General features: G+C 28.0%; 22 protein-coding genes. 16 read left to right on the top strand and 6 right to left on the bottom strand.

The features are described from left to right. The first annotated feature begins 33 nt into the window (after nt 1–33). Nucleotides 34–903, top strand: a complete 870-nt coding sequence (lipA, locus tag L3J60_RS08195) for a lipoyl synthase (RefSeq protein ID WP_291975013.1) — start codon at nt 34–36, stop codon at nt 901–903. A 359-nt stretch (nt 904–1262) separates the two neighbouring features. Here lipA and L3J60_RS08190 read toward each other — a convergent pair whose 3' ends face one another. Then, nucleotides 1263–1928 (bottom strand): uracil-DNA glycosylase, encoded by a 666-nt coding sequence (locus L3J60_RS08190; protein ID WP_291975012.1) that lies wholly within the window; start codon nt 1926–1928, stop codon nt 1263–1265. Between the two features lie 59 nt (nt 1929–1987). Between L3J60_RS08190 and L3J60_RS08185 the strand changes: the two genes are divergently transcribed. The 3 genes from L3J60_RS08185 to L3J60_RS08175 all read left to right on the top strand — a co-directional run bounded on the left by L3J60_RS08185 (nt 1988) and on the right by L3J60_RS08175 (nt 5670). Beyond that, a complete protein-coding gene (locus L3J60_RS08185; RefSeq protein ID WP_291975011.1) occupies nt 1988–4192 on the top strand; it encodes a DNA mismatch repair protein MutS in 2205 nt (734 codons plus the stop codon). Between the two features lie 88 nt (nt 4193–4280). Further along, complete coding sequence (locus tag L3J60_RS08180; RefSeq protein WP_291975010.1) at nt 4281–5141, top strand: OmpA family protein; 861 nt, start codon at nt 4281–4283, stop codon at nt 5139–5141. A gap of 7 nt (nt 5142–5148) precedes the next feature. Then, nucleotides 5149–5670: a hypothetical protein gene (locus L3J60_RS08175; protein WP_291975009.1), complete on the top strand. Its 522-nt coding sequence runs from the start codon at nt 5149–5151 to the stop codon at nt 5668–5670. On the opposite strand, the gene L3J60_RS08170 is transcribed toward L3J60_RS08175, so the two are convergent. Continuing rightward, nucleotides 5667–5897 carry a hypothetical protein gene (locus L3J60_RS08170; RefSeq protein ID WP_291975008.1) on the bottom strand — a complete coding sequence of 77 codons (231 nt, stop codon included), beginning with the start codon at nt 5895–5897 and terminating at the stop codon, nt 5667–5669. The genes L3J60_RS08175 and L3J60_RS08170 overlap by 4 nt on opposite strands. Next, nucleotides 5884–7242 (bottom strand): MATE family efflux transporter, encoded by a 1359-nt coding sequence (locus L3J60_RS08165; protein ID WP_291975007.1) that lies wholly within the window; start codon nt 7240–7242, stop codon nt 5884–5886. Before L3J60_RS08165 ends, L3J60_RS08170 begins: the two co-directional genes overlap by 14 nt. A 363-nt stretch (nt 7243–7605) precedes the next feature. Between L3J60_RS08165 and L3J60_RS08160 the strand changes: the two genes are divergently transcribed. The 8 genes from L3J60_RS08160 to L3J60_RS08125 all read left to right on the top strand — a co-directional run bounded on the left by L3J60_RS08160 (nt 7606) and on the right by L3J60_RS08125 (nt 15594). Next, complete coding sequence (locus L3J60_RS08160; protein WP_291975006.1) at nt 7606–8238, top strand: peroxiredoxin; 633 nt, start codon at nt 7606–7608, stop codon at nt 8236–8238. Between the two features lie 93 nt (nt 8239–8331). Then, nucleotides 8332–8829 carry a thiol peroxidase gene (gene tpx / locus L3J60_RS08155; protein ID WP_291975005.1) on the top strand — a complete coding sequence of 166 codons (498 nt, stop codon included), beginning with the start codon at nt 8332–8334 and terminating at the stop codon, nt 8827–8829. After that, nucleotides 8830–9198 (top strand): diacylglycerol kinase family protein, encoded by a 369-nt coding sequence (locus L3J60_RS08150; protein WP_291975004.1) that lies wholly within the window; start codon nt 8830–8832, stop codon nt 9196–9198. A gap of 52 nt (nt 9199–9250) precedes the next feature. Next, nucleotides 9251–11608 (top strand): DNA translocase FtsK, encoded by a 2358-nt coding sequence (locus tag L3J60_RS08145; protein WP_291975003.1) that lies wholly within the window; start codon nt 9251–9253, stop codon nt 11606–11608. Nucleotides 11609–11627: 19 nt separating this feature from the next. Beyond that, nucleotides 11628–12281 carry an outer membrane lipoprotein carrier protein LolA gene (locus tag L3J60_RS08140; RefSeq protein WP_291975002.1) on the top strand — a complete coding sequence of 218 codons (654 nt, stop codon included), beginning with the start codon at nt 11628–11630 and terminating at the stop codon, nt 12279–12281. A 5-nt stretch (nt 12282–12286) separates the two neighbouring features. Continuing rightward, nucleotides 12287–13720 (top strand): LptF/LptG family permease, encoded by a 1434-nt coding sequence (locus tag L3J60_RS08135; protein WP_291975001.1) that lies wholly within the window; start codon nt 12287–12289, stop codon nt 13718–13720. Nucleotides 13721–13730: 10 nt separating this feature from the next. Then, the gene (gene ribB / locus L3J60_RS08130; protein ID WP_291975020.1) at nt 13731–14873 is read left to right on the top strand and encodes a 3,4-dihydroxy-2-butanone-4-phosphate synthase; all 1143 of its coding nucleotides are present in this window, start codon (nt 13731–13733) and stop codon (nt 14871–14873) included. Between the two features lie 16 nt (nt 14874–14889). After that, a complete protein-coding gene (locus tag L3J60_RS08125) occupies nt 14890–15594 on the top strand; it encodes a DUF4369 domain-containing protein (protein WP_291975000.1) in 705 nt (234 codons plus the stop codon). Here L3J60_RS08125 and pepE read toward each other — a convergent pair. Next, nucleotides 15586–16293, bottom strand: coding sequence for a dipeptidase PepE (pepE, locus tag L3J60_RS08120; RefSeq protein ID WP_291974999.1), 708 nt, complete (start codon nt 16291–16293; stop codon nt 15586–15588). The genes L3J60_RS08125 and pepE overlap by 9 nt on opposite strands. Before the next feature lie 102 nt (nt 16294–16395). Here pepE and L3J60_RS08115 point away from each other — a divergent pair, with 102 nt between their 5' ends. The 4 genes from L3J60_RS08115 (at nt 16396) to L3J60_RS08100 (ending at nt 20835) form a co-directional block, all read left to right on the top strand. Next, the gene (locus tag L3J60_RS08115; RefSeq protein WP_291974998.1) at nt 16396–17187 is read left to right on the top strand and encodes a hypothetical protein; all 792 of its coding nucleotides are present in this window, start codon (nt 16396–16398) and stop codon (nt 17185–17187) included. After that, nucleotides 17153–17941, top strand: coding sequence for a carboxypeptidase-like regulatory domain-containing protein (locus L3J60_RS08110; protein WP_291974997.1), 789 nt, complete (start codon nt 17153–17155; stop codon nt 17939–17941). Before L3J60_RS08115 ends, L3J60_RS08110 begins: the two co-directional genes overlap by 35 nt. Nucleotides 17942–18001: 60 nt before the next feature. Next, nucleotides 18002–18499 carry a DUF6702 family protein gene (locus L3J60_RS08105; protein WP_291974996.1) on the top strand — a complete coding sequence of 166 codons (498 nt, stop codon included), beginning with the start codon at nt 18002–18004 and terminating at the stop codon, nt 18497–18499. Nucleotides 18500–18564: 65 nt separating this feature from the next. After that, nucleotides 18565–20835, top strand: coding sequence for a M1 family metallopeptidase (locus tag L3J60_RS08100; RefSeq protein ID WP_291974995.1), 2271 nt, complete (start codon nt 18565–18567; stop codon nt 20833–20835). A 362-nt stretch (nt 20836–21197) separates the two neighbouring features. Here L3J60_RS08100 and L3J60_RS08095 read toward each other — a convergent pair whose 3' ends face one another. Both L3J60_RS08095 and lgt read right to left on the bottom strand, forming a co-directional pair. Continuing rightward, nucleotides 21198–21773, bottom strand: coding sequence for a pentapeptide repeat-containing protein (locus L3J60_RS08095; protein WP_291974994.1), 576 nt, complete (start codon nt 21771–21773; stop codon nt 21198–21200). An 8-nt stretch (nt 21774–21781) separates the two neighbouring features. Beyond that, nucleotides 21782–22594, bottom strand: coding sequence for a prolipoprotein diacylglyceryl transferase (gene lgt, locus L3J60_RS08090; RefSeq protein ID WP_291974993.1), 813 nt, complete (start codon nt 22592–22594; stop codon nt 21782–21784).

The following is a 22594-nucleotide window of genomic DNA, read 5'->3' as shown; positions in this document are numbered from 1 at the left end:
ATTCTTTGTATTTTTGCAGTCAATTTCAAAGAAATGTCTAAAGAAACTATAACAACTAATAAAATACACAAACCAAAATGGTTACGTGTAAAATTACCCGTTGGAAAAAAATATACAGAACTAAGAAACGTTGTAGAAAAATACAAACTTAATACGATTTGCACTAGCGGTAGTTGCCCAAATATGGGAGAATGTTGGACTGAAGGAACTGCTACTTTTATGATTTTAGGTAATATTTGTACACGTTCATGCGGATTTTGCGGAGTAAAAACTGGCAGACCAGAAACGGTAGATTGGGAAGAACCAGAAAAAGTAGCTCGGTCAATTAACCTTATGAAAATTAAGCACGCAGTAATAACCTCAGTTGATAGAGATGATTTAAAAGATGGCGGATCTATTATTTGGGCAGAAACTGTAAATGCAATTAGAAGAGCAAATCCAAATATCACTTTAGAAACATTAATACCTGATTTTCAAGCTAATAAAACAAATATTGATAGAATTTTAGCTGTTGCTCCTGAAGTAATTTCTCATAATTTAGAAACGGTACGTAGATTAACTCGTGAAGTTAGAATTCAAGCGAAATACGACAGAAGTTTAGAAGTTTTAAAATATATGAAAGATAAAGGTCAGCGTAGAACCAAATCTGGAATTATGCTCGGGCTCGGCGAAACAGAAGCTGAAGTTATTGAAACCATGCAAGATTTAGCAAATGCTAAAGTAGATATTATTACTATTGGACAATATTTACAACCTAGTAAAAAACATTTACCTGTACACGAATTTATAACGCCTGAACAATTTGAAAAATATAAAGAAATTGGTTTAAAAATGGGATTTAGACACGTGGAAAGTAGTGCTTTGGTTCGCTCATCATATAAAGCTCAAAAACATTTATTATAGTAAATAACAGGCTTTAACTTTTAATTAACAAGATGATAATATAGTTGGCACAAGTATTGCAAATTACAAAACAACAAAGAAGTTGTTAATCTTTGTTTTCATAATATAGATTTAGAGTTAATTTAAAAAAACCTTAACCTGATTTTGACCTAAGGATTTACTTTAAATAACTGAAAATCAAAATGTCATTGCGAAAATTATAAACGTAGTGCAATAATTTGAAGCAATCTTTTCATAAAAATGAGATTGCTTCCTCATTTCGCTTTGCTTCATTCATCGCAACGACGTAGCTTGTTGATTTTCTGTACACAACTTGTTTTCTTACATCAAACTCAAGCACTTAATAAGTGCTTTTTTTATTACCAAGATATTACGTTTGATTTATGGTTTTTTAAATAATTATTAGTTTTACTAAAATGCTTATTACCAAACCAATATCCTCTATTAGCACTTAAAGGTGAAGGATGACCACTCGTTAAAATACAATGTTTTTTGTGGTCAATTAAAACCGATTTCTTTTTGGCAAATCCACCCCAAAGTAGAAAAACTACGTTCTCTTTTTTGTCAGAAATTAAAGAAATTACATCATCTGTAAATTGCTCCCATCCTCCTTTCTGATGAGAACCCGCTTGATGAGCTCTGACAGTTAACGTTGCATTTAAAAGTAAAACACCTTGTTTTGCCCATCGTTCTAAATTTCCACTTTTTGGATAAGGAATATGCAAATCGGTTTCAATTTCTTTAAAAATATTAATTAATGACGGCGGATGAGCAACTCCTTCAGGAACTGAAAAACAGAATCCGTGAGCTTGTCCTTCTCCGTGATAAGGATCTTGACCAATAATAACTACTTTTAAATCATTAAATGAACATAAATTAAAAGCATTAAATATCTGATTTCCTTTAGGATAGCAAGTATTGGTAGCGTATTCATTTTTCACAAAATCGGTAAGATTTTTAAAATAAGGTTTCTCAAATTCATCTTTTAATAAAGGTTGCCAACTTTCAGCTATTTTAACATTCATTAGTGGTTAATTAAGTTAATTGTATATTTTTGTGTAATCTTTCAAAAGTAGTATTTTTTATGAGTATCATTTCAGAAAAAACTTTAAATGATTTAGAATTTTATACCATTTTAAAACAAGTTGGTGAATTTTGTATTTCCGAACTTGGAAAATCTGCTACGCTACAAATAAAACCTTACGCTAAACTTGAAGATTTAACTATTGAATTACAACGTGTTAATGAATATTTATCTTCTTTTGAAAATGATAATCGTATCCCAAATCATTACTTTGATGCTATTCAAAAAGAAATTCATTTATTAAAAATTGAGAACAGTTTTTTAGAACCAGCTTCCTTTTTAAAAATATTAAATAATACAAATACCATTTCTGAATTACTCCTGTTTTTTAAGAAATTTAAAATCTACTATCCGTTCTTACTCTCTTTTTCAAATACTATTGAATATCTACCAGCAATAGCTGATGCTATTAAAAAAATTATTACTCCTTTTGGAGAAGTAAATGCAAATGCATCATTATCTCTTAAAAATATTAGAATAGATATTAATGTGGTTAGAGGAAAAATTGGAATTAGTTTTAATAAAGCATTGCATAAATACTCCAGTTTAAATTATTTAGATGATATTAAGGAATCCGTAATTGACAATCAGCGGGTTTTAGCGGTACAAGCTATGTATCGTAAAAAAATTAAAGGCACTATTTTAGGCAGTTCAAAAACTGGAAGCATTGTTTATATTGCACCTGAAGCTACCTTACAATTTAGCAATGAATTGCAACATCTACTTTATGAAGAAAAACAAGAAATTATAAAAATATTAAAAGAATTAACAAATACATTAAGACCATCTATTACTGATTTAATTAGTTATCAAAATTATTTAATTGCGTTAGATATTATTGGTGCAAAAGCAAAATATGCAACAACTATAAACGCCTGTTTGCCTAAAATTACAAACACCAAAAAAGTGTTTTTTAAAAATGCCTATCACCCAATTTTATTTGAAAAGAATACTATTCAAAATATAAAAACAATTCCCCAAACACTTGAACTTCATAATGAGCAACAAATTATAGTAATTTCTGGTCCAAATGCTGGTGGAAAAAGCATCACTTTAAAAACCATCGGGTTGTTACAAGTTATGTTGCAAAGCGGACTTTTAATTCCCGTTCATGAACGTTCAAGCACTTACTTTTTTGAAAAAATATTAACCGATATTGGCGATAATCAATCTATTGAAAATCAATTAAGTACTTATAGTTATCGTTTAAAAAATATGCGTAATTTTTTACAAAAATGTAATAGTAGCACCTTATTTTTAATTGATGAATTTGGTACAGGAAGTGATCCTGAGTTAGGTGGTGCTTTGGCAGAAATATTTTTAGAAGAATTTTATAATAAAAAAGCTTTTGGAGTAATTACCACACATTATTCAAATTTAAAAGTTTTAGCCAATGAAATTGAGCATATTGCCAACGCAAATATGCAATTTGATGAAAGGACTTTAGAACCCTTGTTTAAATTGTTTATTGGGCAAGCGGGTAGTTCTTTTACTTTTGAAGTTGCTCAAAAAAATGGAATTCCATTTAGCTTAATTAATAGAGCCAAAAAAAGGGTAACAAACGAAAAAGTGCGTTTAGACAAAACCATTTCTAAGCTTCAAAAAGAACGCAATAAACTTCAAAAAACTTCTGAAAACCTAGAACAAGTTAAATCTGAAGCTTTATTGCATGCCGATAGTTTAAGTTTAAAACATACTAAAGTTCAAGAAAAACTAGAGAATTTTTACGAATTATATACTAACAATCAAAAAATGTTAGTGTATGGAAGAAAACTAAATGAATTATTAAATACTTATTTTCAAACCAATAATAAAAAGCAATTTAATGCTAATTTTGCAAAATGGTTAGCTATTGAAAAAACTAAATATCTAAAAAAGAATCCTGTAAAACCAGCTACAAAAGCTGAAAAAAAGAAAATTAAAGTTATTTTAAAAAAAACAGAAGAAAAGTTAAAAACGGTAGAAAAAGAAGTGCTAATAGCGGTAGAAAAAGTTAAGGAACAAAAAATTATAACCGCAAAAAAGGTTGAAAAACAACGAACAGACTATCATTTTAAAGTAAACGATAAAGTACGAATTATGGATAGTAATGCCTGTGGAACCATAAATAAAATTGAAAAAAAATACGCTTTTATCAACTATGGCTTTTTTACTACTAAAACCACATTGTCAAAATTAGAATTAGTAGAGGCTTCTAAAAAGTAATTTATACCTGTTAAACTTTTCATATATAACTATTTAGATTTGCATCAAATTTAAATATTACTTACATTTATCACGCTAAAATAAAATCATGCTAAATTATTTTAAAGCATTTTCGGTATTTTTAATTTGGGCTTGCATTGCATTGACTTCACATTATTTTATAACATCTCGTCTTTTTAATAAGAAGATTGCTAAATCGACCAAAAAAGTCACTACTATTTATGCGATTACAAATTATAAAAATGATACACTTTTTAGTTTTGATAAAGCTTTTAAAATTCAAAAAAATAATTCTGATATATTAAATTTAAAAGATTTCACTTTGCTTTTTGATTCTATAAAATCGTATTTGAAAAATCATTACGATAATCAATTAATAATTACAGGTTTTTATACTAAAAAAGAAATAGCTACTGCAACTCATAATAATATTGGATTATTACGAGCTAAGAATATAAAATCTTATTTTCAAAACGCTAAAATCAATAATTATCAACTTAAAATTTTAAGTGAAGTTAAAAACAACTTATTTAAAAATAACACAAACACTTCAGGAATAAATTTGAAAATTGAAACTATTTCTTCAAAAATATTAGATAGTATTGAAAAAACCATGAGCAATAAACGGCTATATGTCGATTTCAATAACAATCAACTAATTGAGAATAAGTCTATTACAAATTATGTAAATCTTTTAAAACAATACCTTAAAAAGCATCCACACAAAACCATCTATATAACTGGACATACTGATAACAATGGGTACTATCAAAACAACTTAATTATAGGATTGAACAGAGCTAATTTGGTAAAAAATTACTTTAACCTAAATGGAATTGATAATTCAAAAATAGTAACTTTATCAAAAGGCGAATCTGAACCTATTGCAGATAAAAATACTTTAGAAGGAAAAGCAAAAAACCGGAGAATAGAAATAGAAATTAACTAATAAAAAAATGGAACTATCTATGTTTTTAAATACAACTTTTTGGCAACTTTTTGAGCTGTTTATTTGGTTGCTTGGAGCGTTTTTAATTGGCTTATATTTTGGTAAAATGATTTCAGCAAAAAAAGAAATTAAACCTAAAAACCAACATTTTAAGAAAGAAGAATTAAAAATATTGGAAACTAAACCTAAAATTAGAGCTACAAAAACTTTTGAACGTGGAGGAAAACAATTGGTGTATAGCGTACCAAATAAATACCTAGATAAAGGTTTAAATTTTGATAGAATTGGTATTGCAAATAAAAATGATAAAAATAATTTAAAGCTCATTAAAGGAATTGGGACAACTATTGAACTAAAATTAAATAAATTAGGAATTTATACTTTTGAACAAATTAGTAATTTTAACAGTGCTGATATTAATAAAATTACAAGTGAATTAAAATTTTTTCCAGGCAGAATTGAACGAGATGATTGGGTTGGACAAGCGTTTCATCTTATCATTAGCATTCATAAAAAAAGACAAAATTAATTATGTTCATACCTTTCCATTTCTCTATCATAAAAAGCACTTGCTAATTCAATTAATACTGCAACCTCACTTTCTAATTCTTCTTCATCTGCATTAGAAAATTCTTCTAACCATTCAATTTCATCATCCTTTAAATTAATTATAAATCTTGGAAATTCAGTATGAATTATAAATATATCTTCTTTAAAATCAGTATTATCTCCCAATAAAAATTTAGGTAAGTTCATGTTTTTCTTTTATTAATTTATTCGACAAATAATTAAATCTAAAAAACAACATTATTGCCGAAGAAGTTAGTGCTGTTAATAATCCTATCCAAATACCAAAAGTACCTAAATTAAAAACAGTTGCCAAATAATAACTAATAGGAAATCCAATAACCCAGTAAGCAATAAAGGTTAAAATTGAAGGAATATTAACATCTTGCAAGCCTCGTAATCCACCCAATATAACGGCTTGCAAACCATCAGAAATTTGAAAAAATCCTACAATTACTAGTAATCCTGAAGCAATTTTTATAACTTCTGAATTACTAGTAAAAATCCAAGGAAGATCATTTTTTAATAACATGAATCCTATTGAAAAACCAAACATTATAAAAATTACTAAAATAAAATTTGAAAAAGCAATTCGCCTTAATTCTTTAAAATTTCCTAATCCCTTTTGGTTTCCAACTCTAATTGTTGCGGCAACACCAAGCCCCACAGCTACCATAAATGTTGTAGAAGCTAATTTTAAAGCAATTTGATTTGCAGCTTGTGGCAACGCTCCAAATGTACCCGCCAACAAAACTGAGGAAGTAAATAAACCAACTTCAAACAACATTTGTAAAGCCGTTGGAAAACCTAAACTTATAATTTTATTAAATACGCTACGTTTAATCTCTTTTAATTTTAAAAGGTGCATATATGGAGCAAATTTGGCTTTATATTTTAAAACCAAATAAAGAAAAATTACCATTACAATTCTTGAAACCAAAGTTCCTATTGCAGCACCAACCAATTCTAATCTTGGAAAAATCCAAAATCCATAAATTAAAGCAAAATTCAAGCTAATATTAACTACATTAGTTAAAATAGTAGCATACATTGAATATTTTGTTTGCGATAATCCATCGGCAAACTGTTTTAATCCTTGAAATAGCATTAATGGAATCATAGAAATAGCTACAATTTCAAAATAAGGAACTGCTAATTTTACTACTTCTTCGGGTTGGTCTAAATGAAATAATATGGGTTCTAATATCAATAATAAAATGTACATCACAATTCCAATTATAGTCATTAAAATAACTCCATGTTGAAAAATACTTCTACTCTTTTTCTCGTCATTTTCACCGTCTGATTCGGCTATTAAAGGAGTAATTGCAAATGAAAACCCTATTCCAATAGAAAGTGCAATAAAAACCAAACTATTCCCTAAAGAAGTCGCTGCTAATTGTACCGGTCCCAACCTACCCACCATAACATCATCCATTAAGCCTACTAATAAATGTCCCAAAGAACCCATCATTATTGGGGTAGCTAATTTTAAATTGTTTTTAAATTCTGATGAATATTTTGAAAATTTCAATATGTATTTTTTCTGCGAATATACAAGATTAAATATTCATTCTATGATTAAAAATAGTACCATAAAAAAAACTTATAACCACATAAAATTATAAAATAAGACATCTTTTAAAAAAAACTATATTTGATTACTTTTGTGTATATAAAAATTAATAATCACCCGTTGTGTATTATGATAAAGTTTCGTCAATTCGAGTGAATTTTAGCCTTTCTAGGCTTAAAATTAGTATCGAGAATAGGTTTTTTAGTTAGAGACAATCGTTCTCGATACAATTTTTTATCAAAAATTACTCGAACTGACGTAACAATAGGTTTAAAAAGTTAAAATGCACAATGGGTTAATAATCATTTAAAACATATAAAAATGGCAGTATTAGTAGGTAAAAAAGCCCCTAAGTTTAGTGCACAAGCAGTAATTAACGGAAATGAATTTGTTGAAAATTATTCAATAGACCAATTTGAAGGTAAAAAATATGTAGTTTTATTTTTCTACCCAAAAGATTTTACATTTGTTTGTCCAACAGAATTATTTGCTTTTCAAGAAAAATTAGCTGAATTTGAAAAAAGAAATGTACAAATAGTTGCTGCATCAACAGATACAGAACAATCTCACTGGGGTTGGTTACAAATGCCTAAAAACCAAGGTGGAATACAAGGCGTTACTTACCCAATTGTAGCTGACACAAATAAAACTATTTCTAAAAATTATGATGTATTAGCAGGTGATTATTATTATGATGATAATGATGAATTACAGGCTGAAGGGGAATTAATCGCTTATCGTGGTTTATTTTTAATAGATAAAGAAGGTATTGTTCGTCATCAAATTGTAAACGATTTACCTTTAGGAAGAAATGTTGATGAAGCTCTTAGAATGGTAGATGCATTACAATTTACTGAAGAACATGGTGAAGCTTGTCCTGCAAACTGGAGTTCTGAAAAAGAAGGATTAAAAGCAACTCATGAAGGTGTTGCAGATTATTTATCAAAACACTAACTAAATCAAAAATAAAAATTGTAAAAACTCTCGATTTTATTCGGGAGTTTTTACTTTTTAAACTAACTTTGATTTTTAATAAAAAAAACTATTATGACTAAAATAACATTAAAAGGAAATCCAATTAAAACTATTGGAAAATTACCAAAAGTAGGAAGCAAAGCTCCTAAATTTAACTTAGTAAAAGCTGATTTATCAAAAGCTAAATTAAAAGATTTTAAAGGTTCAAAATTAATATTAAACATTTTCCCAAGTTTAGACACAGATACTTGTGCCGCATCTGTTAGACGCTTTAACAAAGAAGCTGGTGAATTAGAAAACACAAAAGTATTATGTATTTCTAGAGATTTACCTTTTGCCCAAGCTCGTTTTTGTGGTGCAGAAGGTTTAGATAATGTAATTACATTGTCAGATTTTGTAAAAGGAAAATTTGGAAAATCTTATGGTGCAACTATTAAAACTGGCCCACTTTCCAATTTACTTTCACGTGCCATTGTAATTATAGATGAAGAAGGAAACGTAACTTACACACAACAAGTTCCTGAAATTGTTGACGAACCAAATTATGAAGAGGCCTTAAAAGCCCTTTAAATGAAAAAAGAGCATAATTTTTTTATAGGTAGATTAAAAGCATTTAAATATGCAGCTAAAGGATTTTGGATATTAATTACTACCGAACATAGTATTATTGCTCAACTTATTATTGCATTTATAATAACTATTGTTGGTTTTATAATGCATCTTTCTGCTACCGAATGGATGTTCCAAACATTAGCAATTGGACTTGTTTTGGTAGCAGAATCATTAAATACCGGGATTGAAAAAATGGCAGATTTTGTTCATCCAGATTATCATAAAAAAATAGGACTTATTAAAGATATTTCTGCCGGAGCAGCTTTTATTGCTGCAATAATTGCCACAATTATTGGTTTATTTATTTACATCCCTAAATTTATTTAGTAAATTGATTATTATCTTTTTTATTTTATATTTTTGTGTGATACTTATATAAATGGCAAAAAAGAAAAAAACAATTAAAAAATCAGCTTCAAAACCTCGATTTCAAAAATCAAAAGCGTTTTTTAGAAATAAACAAACTCATACTGTGTTTGGCTTATTTGTAGTTGTATTTGCAGTTTTTTTATTTTTTTCCATAATTTCTTACCTTTTTAATTGGCAACAAGATCAAAGTCAACTTGCCTTTTTTACTAATAAAAACATCACCGTTAAAAATTTATTAGGAAAAATTGGTGCAACCTTAAGTCATTTCTTAATTTATAAAGGCTTTGGAATTTCAGCAATTTATGTTCCTATACTCCTATTATTTTCTGGTATCGCCATTTTAATAAAAGGAAATTTCAAAAAAATAACAAATCTTTGGGGATGGGGAATTTTAGGGATAATTTGGTTTTCTATTTCTTTTGGTTTTTTAGCAAATAAATTATTGGCAGGAGTTATAGGTTTTGAAATAAATAACTATTTACAACAATTTTTAGGGAAAACAGGATTAATATTAACACTACTATTTTTGTTTTTAACTTACTTAGTCATCCGATTTAAAATTACTCCAGAAAAATTTAAAAGAAAAGCTACTTCGTTAGATGAAACAACTATTAATGAAGAAAAAACTATATTACCAAATGAAGAAAACACAACAACTATTGATTTATCTACAAGGGATAAAACAGCATCTTCAAAAATAAATACAGATAAAACTGAAATTCCATTAGATGTAAATTTAGATAGCATTTCTAATACGTCTGAAAATAAGGAGCTTAAAGAAGATGTTGAAATTGATATAGATAAAATTGTAACAGAAGAACAAGTTGGTGAAAATTTAGCAGATAAATTAGTGAAGGATTTTGGAGAGTTTGACCCAACCTTAGAATTAAGCGATTTCAAATTTCCAACCTTAAATCTCTTAAAATCTTATAATGAAAGTATTTCTGTAAATCAGGAAGAATTAGAAATCAATAAAAATAAAATTGTTGAAACCTTAAAAAACTATAACATTGGTATTGCTAGAATTAAAGCTACGGTTGGTCCAACGGTAACTCTATACGAAATTGTTCCTGAAGCTGGAGTAAGAATTTCGAAAATAAAAAATTTAGAAGATGATATTGCATTATCATTGGCTGCTTTAGGAATTAGAATTATCGCTCCAATTCCAGGCAAAGGAACTATTGGTATTGAAGTTCCTAATAAAAACCCAACCATGGTTTCTATGAAATCGGTAATTTCTTCTACAAAATTTCAAAATTCTGAAATGGAATTACCTATCGCTTTAGGAAAAACTATTTCAAACGAAACCTTTGTAGTTGACTTAGCAAAAATGCCACATTTATTAATGGCAGGTGCTACCGGGCAAGGAAAATCCGTAGGATTAAATGCTGTTTTAACTTCATTATTATACAAAAAACATCCTGCTGAAGTTAAGTTTGTATTGGTTGATCCTAAAAAAGTGGAATTAACTTTATTCAACAAAATTGAACGTCATTATTTAGCTAAATTACCTGATACTGATGAAGCTATAATTACGGATACCACAAAGGTAATCAACACCTTAAATTCACTTTGTATTGAAATGGATAATCGTTACGACTTGCTAAAAACAGCCATGGTTCGTAACATAAAAGAATACAATGTTAAGTTTAAATCACGTAAATTAAATCCTGAAAATGGACACCGATATTTACCTTATATCATTTTAATTATTGATGAATTCGCAGATTTAATTATGACGGCTGGTAAAGAAATTGAGACACCAATTGCTCGTTTAGCACAACTTGCCAGAGCTATTGGAATTCATTTAATTGTTGCTACTCAACGTCCGTCAGTAAATGTAATTACTGGAATTATTAAAGCAAATTTCCCGTCAAGAGCTGCTTTTAGAGTAACTTCTAAAATTGATTCACGCACTATTTTAGATTCACAAGGTGCGGATCAATTAATTGGAAGAGGAGATTTATTATATTCAGGAGGAAATGATTTAATTCGTTTACAATGTGCATTTGTTGACACCCCTGAAATAGAAAAAATTACAGATTTTATTGGCTCACAACGTGCCTATACTAACGCCTATTTATTACCTGAATATAGTGGAGAAGAAACTGGCACAAGTCTTGATATTGATATCAGCGAACGCGATAAATTATTCCGAGATGCTGCTTTAATTATAGTTCACGCACAACAAGGTTCTGCTTCTTTATTACAAAGAAAATTAAAGTTAGGTTATAACAGAGCTGGACGAATTATTGACCAATTAGAAGCTGCGGGAATTGTAGGACAGTTTGAAGGTAGTAAAGCTCGCCAAGTATTGGTGCCTGATGAAATAGCTTTAAATAAATTATTAGATTATGGAGAACAATAAAAATAACATCTTTATTAAAATGAGAAAATTACTACCAATTTTAATCCTAAGTTTAGTAAGTTTTGTTGGATTTAGCCAAAATTCAAAAACTGCAAAAGATTTGTTAGATGAAGTTGCAAAAAAAGTGGAAAGCTATAAAAATATTGAAATTGAATTTACACATAATTTAGATAATGTTGATGCTGGCGTTCACCAAGAAACAAGAGGTAAAGTTACTGTTAAAGGTGATTTATATCACTTAAATTATATGGGAACCGAACAAATTTTTGATGGTAAAAAAGTTTATTTAATTGTTAATGAAGATGAAGAGGTAATTATTCAAAATCCAAATAACGAAGACAAAGAATCTCTAACACCATCTAAAATGTTTACCTTTTACAAAAGTGGTTACACCTATACTATGGGCGATTTAAAAACCATAAAAGGAATAAAAATACAATATGTAAATCTTACTCCTATTGATACAAATTCTGATGTGAAAAATATACTAGTAGGTATTGATGTAAAAACGAAACATATTTTTAATGTTATTGAAATTGGAAAAAACAAAACTACCACTACCCTAGAAATTAGATCGTTTAAAACCAATCAAACGTTACCAGATAGTCTTTTTACTTTTAATCTAAAAAAGTATAGAGACCAAAAAAATTATACTATTTCTGAGCCTAAATAAAAATATTGAAAATACTTGACAAATACATTTTAAAAAGTTTTTTACAACCTTTTTTAGCTACATTTTTTGTAGTTCTTTTTGTTTTGGTAATGCAAGCACTTTGGTTGGCTTTTGATCAAATTGCAGGCAAGGGAATTGATCTATTTTTCATTCTAAAATTTTTAGGTTATTTAGGTTTAATACTTACACCAACAGCTTTACCAATAGGAATTCTTCTTTCTTCAATTATGGCTCTTGGTAATCTCTCTGAAAATTATGAAATGGCTGCAATTAAATCCGCAGGTGTTTCTCTAAAAAGAGTTATTAAACCTCTTATTTTTTTAACATTAATGCTTAGTGCATTAAACTTCGTTTTTCTAAATAACATCTACCCTTGGGCAACGCTTAAACAAAAGAATTTATACTTAAATATGAAGAAGAAAAAGCCAGCATTAGCGTTGGTTGCTGGCACATTTAATACGGAAATTCCTGGTTATAGTATAAAATTTGATGAAAAATATGGAAAAGAAAAAAATCTTCTTAAAAATGTACAAATTGCAGATTTAACTAAAGGTAGAGGAAAAATCAAAGTAATTACAGCAAAAAAAGGAATTATTTCAACAGAACCAGGAAGTAAGTATTTAACGCTAACCCTTGAAAATGGGAAATACTATGAAGACAATATCAAAAGGGTAATGACTCGAAAAGAAAGAAATAAAATGCCATTTACAAATGCAAGTTTTGACAAATACACTATTAATATTGACATTTCTTCTTTTAATGATACTAGTTTAAATGATGAAAAAATCAAACAACATCATGGTATGTTAAGCATTAAACAATTAGATTCTATTTCAAAAGATCAAAAGAAAAAATATGATGAATATATACTAAACAGAACTAAAATATTCAACAAAACTATTGATGCTAGTAATATGCATAAATATCCTGACTCTTTAATTGACAAGGAAATAAGTTACCCTATTCTTGATAATTTTGTTACAAAAAATAAGAGTATAGTTTTAGAAGAAGCCCTTAGAAAAGTTAATAGAGTTATAGAAAGAAATGACGTTAGAAGAAAAGGATTTAAAGATCGTAGAAAATTATTAAATTTATACGACTTTGAACTTAATCATAGATTTGCATTTTCACTAGCTTGTATCGTATTATTTTTTATTGGAGCTCCTCTAGGTTCCATTATTAGAAAAGGAGGGTTTGGAGTTCCTATGATATTTGCAATTATTATATTTGTAATTTACTTTTTTATTACACAATTAGGTAAAAATTTAGCTGAAGAAAGTGCTATTTCAGCACAAATTGGTAGTTGGCTAGCAACTTTTATTATGCTTCCTGTTGGCATTTTACTAACAAGAAGAGCGACTAAAGGAATGGGTATTTTTAATATAGATGCAGTATTTGATAAAATTAAAACACTGTTTAAAAGAATAAGGAAAACATAAAATGGATAACATGAAAACGGTAGAAAGCAGCTTTAAATTAAATACAATTAAAGAAGCTATTGATGACATTAAGAATGGAAAAATTGTAATTGTTGTTGATGATGAAAACAGAGAAAACGAAGGAGATTTTGTTGCTGCTGCGGAATTAGTAACTCCAAACTTAATTAATTTTATGGCAACCCACGGAAGAGGATTAATTTGTGCTCCAATTACCGAAAGTCGCTCTAAAGAATTACAACTAGATTTAATGGTTGGACTAAATACCGACCCTTTAGGAACTGCTTTTACAGTATCTATAGATTTTCATGGCAAAGGAGTAACCACAGGTATTTCAGCTAAAGACCGTGCAACTACGGTAAAATCATTAACAGATCCAAAAACAAAACCTCACGATTTAAGTCGACCTGGTCATATATTTCCTCTAAAAGCTAGAGATGGCGGTGTTTTAAGACGAACAGGACATACTGAAGCTGCAACCGATTTAGCAAAATTAGCTGGTTTGCATCCTGCGGGAGTAATTGTTGAAATTATGAATGCTGATGGTACTATGGCACGCTTACCTCAGCTTTTTAAAATTGCCAAAGAATTTAATTTAAAAATTATTTCTATTGAAGATTTAGTGGAATATAGAATGCAAAACGATTCGCTAATTGAACTTTGTGAAGATTTTAATTTAAATACTCGATTTGGAGAATATCGACTTAGAGCGTATAAACAAACCACCAATAATCAAGTTCATTTAGTTTTAAGTAAAGGAGAAATTTCTAAAGGAGAAGAAATTTTAGTAAAAGTCAATTCAGCCTTAGTTAATAATGATATTTTAGGAACGCTAACTAAAAATCCAGATCATAAATTAAAACGTGTTTTTGAAGCTATTAACAAAGAAGGAAAAGGTGCAGTTGTTTTTATTAATCAAGAAAATCAATCTTACGACTTAATAAATCGATTAGAAATAGTTAAAAAAAGTCAAAAAGAAAATATGCCATATACCCCAAATATTAAAATGGATGAAAAAGATTTTGGTATTGGAGCTCAAATATTAAGAGCTATTAATATTACCAAATTACGTGTTCTCTCAAACGCAACTACCTTTAGAAAACGTGTTGGAATGACGGGTTACGGACTTGAAATTATGGAATACGTAACTTATTAATTTGTAAATTTAACTTATGAAAAAATTGTTGTTCTTTTTTATTTCTTTTTGGTTAATTGGTTGTAATAATCAAACCTCTAAAAAGAATAAGGATATTATTACTTCAACTGCAAATTACACCTTAAATGGCACTATTGATTTTGATGCTACAACGGTTTATTTAAATAAAATAAGAAATGATTCGCTGTTTAAAATAGATTCTTCATCCATAAATAATAAAAAATTCAGTTTTAAAGGAACTATTATTTCTCCAGAACGATTTGCACTTACTTTTAAAAAAAAATTACCTGTAGTAATTATAATTTTAGAGCCTAAAGATTTTTCTGTTTTTATAAAAAAGAAGGCTTTTAACGACCCAAAAATAATAGGATCTCCTTTAAACACGCTGTTACTGAGTTATAAAAATACAGCAAAAGGTATTTTTAAAAATATTGATTATTTGTATCCTCAGTTTCAAAAAGCTAGGCTTGAAAATGATGTTTTAAAACTTCAAGAAATAAAACAAAAAATGGAAAGTATTGAAAGTGGATTTACAAATTATAGTTATCAATTTATAAAACATCATAAAAATTCTTATGTAGCAGCAATGTTATTAGCAGATCATTTAAAAACTACTAAAATTGACACTTTCAGAATTAAAGAAACCTATAATTTATTGCCAAAAAAAATTCAAAATTCAATTGATGGAAAACATGTTGCAAATTGGATAAAACTACATTAAAAAGCTTAAATTAGTTTCTGTTGGAATTTCTAATGGAGATTTATTCTTTTGAAATAATCTAGCGTGTAAATTCCCTTTTAAAATTACTTGATTACCAGTAACTTCTAACCAACTTCCTTCCCGTAAACCCAAAACAGCAATCGTATTAAAACAATGAAATTCTTTTATCCGAGTTTCTCTAGTTTCTCCCATATGCTTTGAATCTGTATCAGCATCTAAATAATGTGGATTCAAATTAAAATTTAAAAATCCGAAGGATTGAAAAGTTGGCGGATATACAATAGGCATATCATTTGTATTTTGAATGGTAATTCCAGTAACATTACTTCCAGCACTTGTTCCAAAATAAGGAATACCATTTTCAACTACATTTTTAATTACGGGCAACACTTTTTTTTCATACATTGTTTTTAACAATAAAAAGGTATTTCCTCCTCCAATAAAAATTCCTTTAGCATTATTAACGGCATCTACTTCATTAGTAAATTCGTGAATTCCAACTACATTAATATTAATTTTTTCAAAAGCGGATTTAGCTTTTTCAGTATATTCTTCAAAAGTTAAACCACTTGGACGAGCGTACGGAATAAACAATATTTCTTGTATTCCTTTAAAATGCACCGATAATTCTGGTAAAATATATTCTAAATATTCTTTACCGTGAACAGTAGAAGTACTAGCAATAATTAATTTTTTCATGTGCTACTAATATTTTTATAAATGTACAATTTAAGCTCCTTTAACAAAAATTTATGTACTTCTTAATACAATTTTAAGATATCATTAGTTTTATTTGTTTTAATGAAAACCATAAATGTATTTTTATTGTTCTTATTTGTTGTTTTAAATTGCTATACCCAACAACATCAAAAAACCATCACTGGCAAACTTTTAAATTATCAAAAACCTATTAACGATGTTGCTGTGTTAAATTTAAACACCAAAACAGGAACTATAAGTAATGATAATGGTAAGTTTACTATTATGGTAAAATTAAACGATACTTTGCTAATTACGTCTATTCAATATCAAACAAGAAAAATGGTAATTACAAAAAAAATAGTAGATTCATTTAAACCTATTATAATCCAATTAATACCTTCTGTTACTATTTTAGAAGAAGTATTTGTACATAGAAAAATAACAGGAGATTTAGTTTTAGACAGTAAAAATACCCCAAAAGACAAAACTCCTAAACCCAATTTTACAATTACTAAAGCTGAAATTAGCGGCTTTTCATTAAAATATTCAACTTCTAATTACACTAAACCCCCAAATGCAGAAGCTTTTACAAATCCTATACAAATGTATGGCGTTGGTGGAGGTGCAAGTATTCCTGATGAAAGATATGAAAAGTATTTAAAATCTAAAAAATTAATTCATCAAAAAAAAGATTTCCCAACTAAAATTGTAACAACTTTAGGGCTACCCTTTTTTATAAATGAGTTGAAAATTCCCAAAGAAAAAATCAATAACTTTTTAACTTATTGCGAGTATAAAAATATCATAGAAAAATATTACAACCACCAATTATTAGAAGTTATAAAAATATTGCAAGATGAAAGTAAATCCTATCATGAAATTAAAAATTAATAAAGCTCCATTTGTTTTTTTTATTTTAACATTTGTTATAAGTATTTCAAATGCTCAAAACAATCGTATTAAACTTAATGGATTAGTAAAATATGATTCCATTAAATTACAGGACATAAATATTAAAAACAAAGCCACAAATTTTGGAACTTCAAGTAACAAAAATGGACATTTCACAATTTATGCAAAAAAAGGGGATTCTATTTTATTTTCTTCTGTTGTTTATGAAGATAGAATTATAAAAATTTCAGATACACACATAAATGCAAAAAAAATGATAATTTACTTAGAACCAGACTATTATCAATTAGATGAAGTAATGCTAAACAAACAAATTAGTATTGATTGGAGCAATGCATCCGTTACACCTGGAACTGTTTTTAATGCTGATGAAATATCTAGTAAAAAACCACCCGATGCTCGTAAATTTACAGATCCAAATGCCAACGCTGGTGGTTTAAATCCTACTGCCTTATTTATGCAACTCACAAAAAAGGCTAGATTAAAAAGAAAAAAAAGAAAACTAGAAGCACATAAAAACCAATTATTAAAACAAGAATTTTCAACAACTATTAGAAATTTATATGGTAATGATTTTTATATAAAATCACTAACCATACCTGAGGAAAAAATAAATATATTTTTAGATTATTGCCAAGCAAACGGTTTAAATGAATATTATTTAAGTGATGAATTTATTATAAAAGATTTCCTTATTAAACAAGCTATAAAATTTAACACTCTAAGCAATTAACTTTAAAAAAATTATTAATTTTATTTTGCTTTTCGTTAATTAGCAACCTAAATGTTATAAATGAAAAAACTCAACTATCTACTATTTTTAGTATTAATTCCATTATTTGCATTTACACTACACAAATATTATGTAAGTTTAACTGAAATTGAATATGTTGAAGCACAAAAATCTATACAAATAATTTCAAATATTTTTATTGATGATTTAGAGGGTGAAATGGATAAAAAATACCATAAAACCTTTAATATTGGCACAAAACAAGAAGTTGATAGTATCAATTTTTATTTTAAAAAATATTTACATCAAAATTTTCATATTACTATTAATGACAGTATTAATAAATACAATTATATTGGAAAAGAATATGAAGATAATATTGTGCATTTTTATTTAGAAATACCTAATATTCAAAAACTTAACAGCATTCAAGTTGTAAATACATCATTATTTCAAAGTTTTGAAAATCAACAAAACATTATAAAAATTAAAGTGAAAGGTTTTAATAAAACTTTTTACTTAACTAGAAACAATGATAAAGGTTTGTTAAAATTTTAATATAAATTTAACCTTCTTACAAAAATTATTACTTTAGATTAAATAAAATCAAACAAAAATTAACCATGTTCAAAAAAACAATCCATTTTATTGTTATTTCTTTAATTTCAACAATGCTTTTTGCTCAAACTACTGAACAAAAAAATCCTGTTAAAAAAGGACATTATAATATTAGCAAGTTTAAACAATTAAAACAGGAATTACCTACTCCAAATAATCAACATACTGCTTCTGGAGCTCCAGGTTATGAATACACACAGCAAAAAGTGGATTATAAAATGAATATTATTTTAGATGATGAACATCAAAAAATATTTGGAGAAGAAACCATTACGTATCATAATAATTCAAAAGATAATTTAGAATATTTGTGGGTGCAGTTAGATCAAAATATGCGTGCTCCAAATTCCAAAACTCCAGATATAAATGGTGGAGGACCAGGCGTTTTATATTCTCCGTCAAAATTTACAAAATCATTTATGGGGAAACCTTTTCAAGGTGGTATTAATTTAGATTATGTCAAAAATTCAGATGGTACTCCGCTAAGTTATACGGTAAACCAAACGATGATGCGAATAGATTTACCAAAACCTTTAGCAGCAGGTGCTACCTTTAATTTTAAAATTAAATGGTGGTATAATATTAATGATTACATTGCTCTACAAGGCAGATCAGGCTATGAACCATTTCCTGACGGAAATAAAATTTATATAATTGCACAATTTTTTCCTCGTTTAGCAGTGTATAATAATGTTGAAGGTTGGCAAAATATGCAATTTTGGGGGCGTAGCGAATTTGCTTTAGAATTTGGTGATTATGAAGTTTCAATCACTACTCCTAAAGATCATATATTAAATGCCACTGGGGTACTTCAAAATCCAAAGGAAGTTTTTACAAAAAAACAATTTAAAAGATACGAAGAAGCAAAAAAATCCTTTGATAAACCTTTAGTTATTGTTACTCAAGAAGAAGCTGAAAAAGCTGAAATGGGACACGCTAAAAAAACAAAAACTTGGAAATTTAAAGCTAAAAATGTTAGAGATTTTGCATTTGCATCTTCCCGTAAATTTATTTGGGATGCAATGGCTGTTGATATGCATGGAAGAACGGTAATGGCCTACTCATTATATCCAAAAGAAGGAAATCCACTTTGGGGAAAACATTCAACTAAAGTTGTTGCCAATACCTTAAAAGTATATTCTGAACATACTATAGATTTTCCTTATCCACAAGCTACTTCAGTAAATGCCAAGCGTCAAGGTATGGAATATCCTATGATTTGTTGGAATTATGGAAGACCAAAAGCTGATGGAACTTATACCGATAGAACAAAACATGGAATGATTGGAGTTGTAACCCATGAAGTTGGTCACAACTTTTTTCCTATGATTATTAATTCAGATGAGCGACAATGGACTTGGATGGATGAAGGCCTTAATTCGTTTGTACAAATTTTAGCAGAAAAAGCATACGATAAAAATTTCCCAATTTCTCGTGGTTTACCTAAACAAATTACAGGGTATATGAAAGGAGATCAATCTAGAATAGCACCAATCATGTCTCAAGGTGATAATGTTTTTAATTTTGGTTCTAATGCTTATGCCAAGCCAGCAGCAGGATTATATATGCTACGACAAACTATTATGGGACCTAAATTATTTGACAAGGCTTTTAAAACTTATGCAAAACGTTGGGCTTTTAAACATCCAACTCCTGCTGATTTTTTTAGAACAATGGAAGATGCCTCCGCTATGGATTTAGATTGGTTTTGGAGAGGCTGGTTTTACACCACAGGTAGCAATGATATTGGAATTAAATCAGTAAAAAAATACTATGTTACCAATAAACCAACCAAACGAGCACAAAATATGGCAAAAAGATATGGAATTACAATAGATCAATTACCTCCTGCCTTATATTTAGTTTCTGAAGATAGCGATGAGTTTACGAAAGAAATGAAAACTAATAAACCCAAAGATTTTCCTTTGTTAAAAAATTATATCAATAAAAACTTTACACCTCAAGAACAAAAAACATTAAAAACACCTAAATATTTTTATGAATTAACTTTTGAAAAACCTGGTGATTTGGTAATGCCAATTATTGTTGAATTTCAATATGAAGATGGTACAAAAGAACGCAAACAATATCCTGCTCAAATATGGAGATTAAATGATAAAGAAGTAACCAAGGTTTTTCCGTCTGCAAAAGCGATAAAAAAGATTGTAATTGATCCAGATAATGAAACTGCAGATGTTAATTTAAAAAATAATAGCTGGCCTAAAAACACTGAATCTAAATTCGATAAATTTAAAAAGCAACGTATTAAAAGTTAATAAATTAAAAGAGAAAAAAGTGGTTTAAACCATAAAATTTCGTCAACCTGAACTTGTTTCAGGTTCTTATTCAAATTAACTATTGGCATTATGAACCTGAGTTCAATGCAAGAAAATAAATACCGGACTGAAAATCAATAAGCTACGTCATTGCGATAAATGAAGCAAAGCGAAATGAAGAAGCAATCTCATTTTTATGAAAAGATTACTTCAAATTATGGCACTACATTTATAATTTTCGCAATAACATTTTGATTTTCAGTTATTTAAATTAAATCCTTAGGTCGAACTCAGGTTATGAGATTCTGAAACGAGCCTGTCTTGCCGACAGGCTCGTTTCAGAATGACGGTTTTAATATTTTTTATGAAATTATTTCAATTTTAAAATCTTGTAAAAGTACAGAAAAGTTTTGTTGCGAAAACTTTGCTCCTTTCATTTTATTTATTGCCGGATTAATACTAAAATTAAACGCCGAGCTAAAATCAGCTAAAGACAAATCAGCTTCTTTAAAAATAGTTTCTGCTAAATCTACATTTTCAAAAACTGCATTGGTTAAATTAGTTTCGGTGAAATCAACTTCAATTAATTTACAATCTTTAAAATGAATTCCTTTAAGGTTCAATTTATAAAAAGAAGAAATGTTTAAATAACAATCCTTAAAATTAAAGGATAAAAGAAATTTATCACATTCATTAAATTGTATTCCTACTAATTTACAACTCTTAAAAGTTACATTTTTTAAAGCGGTATTTTTTAAATTAGCATTACTAAAATTACAAGAAATAAATTCGCATTCAGTAAAAGAACTGTTAGACAAATCTACATTTACAAAAGCACAATTTATAAAAGTACAAGTATCATATTCGGCTTTTTCAAATTTTTTAACTGAAAAATTAACTTTTTCATAAGTTTCATCATCAAAAAATAAATCCTTCATGTTAAAATTTACACTTTTGGCTTTCTATACATTAAGTAAAAACCAAGAATTATTAAAGGAATACTTAATATTTGACCTGTATTTAAAATCCATTGAGCTCTATCTTCCACTTGGGGTGCTTTAAAGAATTCAACAAAAAACCGTACAGTCCAAAGTAATACAAAAAACAGTCCAAAAATATAACCTAATTTTTCTTTTTTATCAGTTTTCCAATACACAAACCATAGAATTAAAAAGATAATTAAGTAACTAACTGATTCATAAATTTGTGTTGGATGACGAGGAAAATTTTCTCCTAATTTTTCAAATATAAATCCGTAATTAGAATGTGTTGGCTTCCCAACAATTTCTGAATTCATCAAATTTCCTATTCTAACAAATATTGCACCAGCAGCTACAGGAATAGAAATTCTATCTAAAATATATAATATTGGTTTTTTAAGTACTTTTTTACTATACAAATACATTGCTATTACAACACCAATTACCGCACCATGACTAGCTAAACCAGCATAACCTGTGAATTTAAATGGATTAAACCTAAATGGTAAAATTACTTCTAAAGGATGATGAATTAAAAATTGAGGATCATAAAATAAAAAATGTCCTAACCTTGCTCCTGCCAATGTTGAAATTACTGCATACATAAATAAGGAATCTAATTTTTCTAACGGAATTTTATCGTTGATAAAAATCTTTTTCATTAAATATAAACCTAAGCTAAACGCTATAACAAACATTAAACTGTAATAACGAATTGCAAGCGGACCAATTTTAAATAATATGGGTGATGGATTCCAGTTGATGGATAATAAAATCAT

The organism is Lutibacter sp., assembly GCF_021647475.1.
Taxonomy (GTDB): domain Bacteria; phylum Bacteroidota; class Bacteroidia; order Flavobacteriales; family Flavobacteriaceae; genus Lutibacter.
Note: the sequence above shows the minus strand (reverse complement) of the source record. Positions and strands in the feature narration are given on the sequence as shown.

Excerpts from the sequence above, each read along its gene's own strand:
- L3J60_RS08105 (WP_291974996.1), top strand. The coding sequence starts at position 18,002 with ATGAAAAAACTCAACTATCTACTATTTTTAGTATTAATTCCATTATTT.
- L3J60_RS08185 (WP_291975011.1), top strand. The coding sequence starts at position 1,988 with ATGAGTATCATTTCAGAAAAAACTTTAAATGATTTAGAATTTTATACC.
- pepE (WP_291974999.1), bottom strand. The coding sequence starts at position 16,293 with ATGAAAAAATTAATTATTGCTAGTACTTCTACTGTTCACGGTAAAGAA.
- L3J60_RS08125 (WP_291975000.1), top strand. The coding sequence starts at position 14,890 with ATGAAAAAATTGTTGTTCTTTTTTATTTCTTTTTGGTTAATTGGTTGT.
- L3J60_RS08145 (WP_291975003.1), top strand. The coding sequence starts at position 9,251 with ATGGCAAAAAAGAAAAAAACAATTAAAAAATCAGCTTCAAAACCTCGA.
- L3J60_RS08095 (WP_291974994.1), bottom strand. The coding sequence starts at position 21,773 with ATGAAGGATTTATTTTTTGATGATGAAACTTATGAAAAAGTTAATTTT.
- L3J60_RS08100 (WP_291974995.1), top strand. The coding sequence starts at position 18,565 with ATGTTCAAAAAAACAATCCATTTTATTGTTATTTCTTTAATTTCAACA.
- L3J60_RS08150 (WP_291975004.1), top strand. The coding sequence starts at position 8,830 with ATGAAAAAAGAGCATAATTTTTTTATAGGTAGATTAAAAGCATTTAAA.
- lgt (WP_291974993.1), bottom strand. The coding sequence starts at position 22,594 with ATGATTTTATTATCCATCAACTGGAATCCATCACCCATATTATTTAAA.
- lipA (WP_291975013.1), top strand. The coding sequence starts at position 34 with ATGTCTAAAGAAACTATAACAACTAATAAAATACACAAACCAAAATGG.
- L3J60_RS08115 (WP_291974998.1), top strand. The coding sequence starts at position 16,396 with ATGAAAACCATAAATGTATTTTTATTGTTCTTATTTGTTGTTTTAAAT.
- L3J60_RS08170 (WP_291975008.1), bottom strand. The coding sequence starts at position 5,897 with ATGAACTTACCTAAATTTTTATTGGGAGATAATACTGATTTTAAAGAA.
- L3J60_RS08110 (WP_291974997.1), top strand. The coding sequence starts at position 17,153 with ATGAAAGTAAATCCTATCATGAAATTAAAAATTAATAAAGCTCCATTT.
- L3J60_RS08140 (WP_291975002.1), top strand. The coding sequence starts at position 11,628 with ATGAGAAAATTACTACCAATTTTAATCCTAAGTTTAGTAAGTTTTGTT.
- ribB (WP_291975020.1), top strand. The coding sequence starts at position 13,731 with ATGAAAACGGTAGAAAGCAGCTTTAAATTAAATACAATTAAAGAAGCT.
- L3J60_RS08190 (WP_291975012.1), bottom strand. The coding sequence starts at position 1,928 with ATGAATGTTAAAATAGCTGAAAGTTGGCAACCTTTATTAAAAGATGAA.
- L3J60_RS08175 (WP_291975009.1), top strand. The coding sequence starts at position 5,149 with ATGGAACTATCTATGTTTTTAAATACAACTTTTTGGCAACTTTTTGAG.
- L3J60_RS08160 (WP_291975006.1), top strand. The coding sequence starts at position 7,606 with ATGGCAGTATTAGTAGGTAAAAAAGCCCCTAAGTTTAGTGCACAAGCA.
- L3J60_RS08180 (WP_291975010.1), top strand. The coding sequence starts at position 4,281 with ATGCTAAATTATTTTAAAGCATTTTCGGTATTTTTAATTTGGGCTTGC.
- tpx (WP_291975005.1), top strand. The coding sequence starts at position 8,332 with ATGACTAAAATAACATTAAAAGGAAATCCAATTAAAACTATTGGAAAA.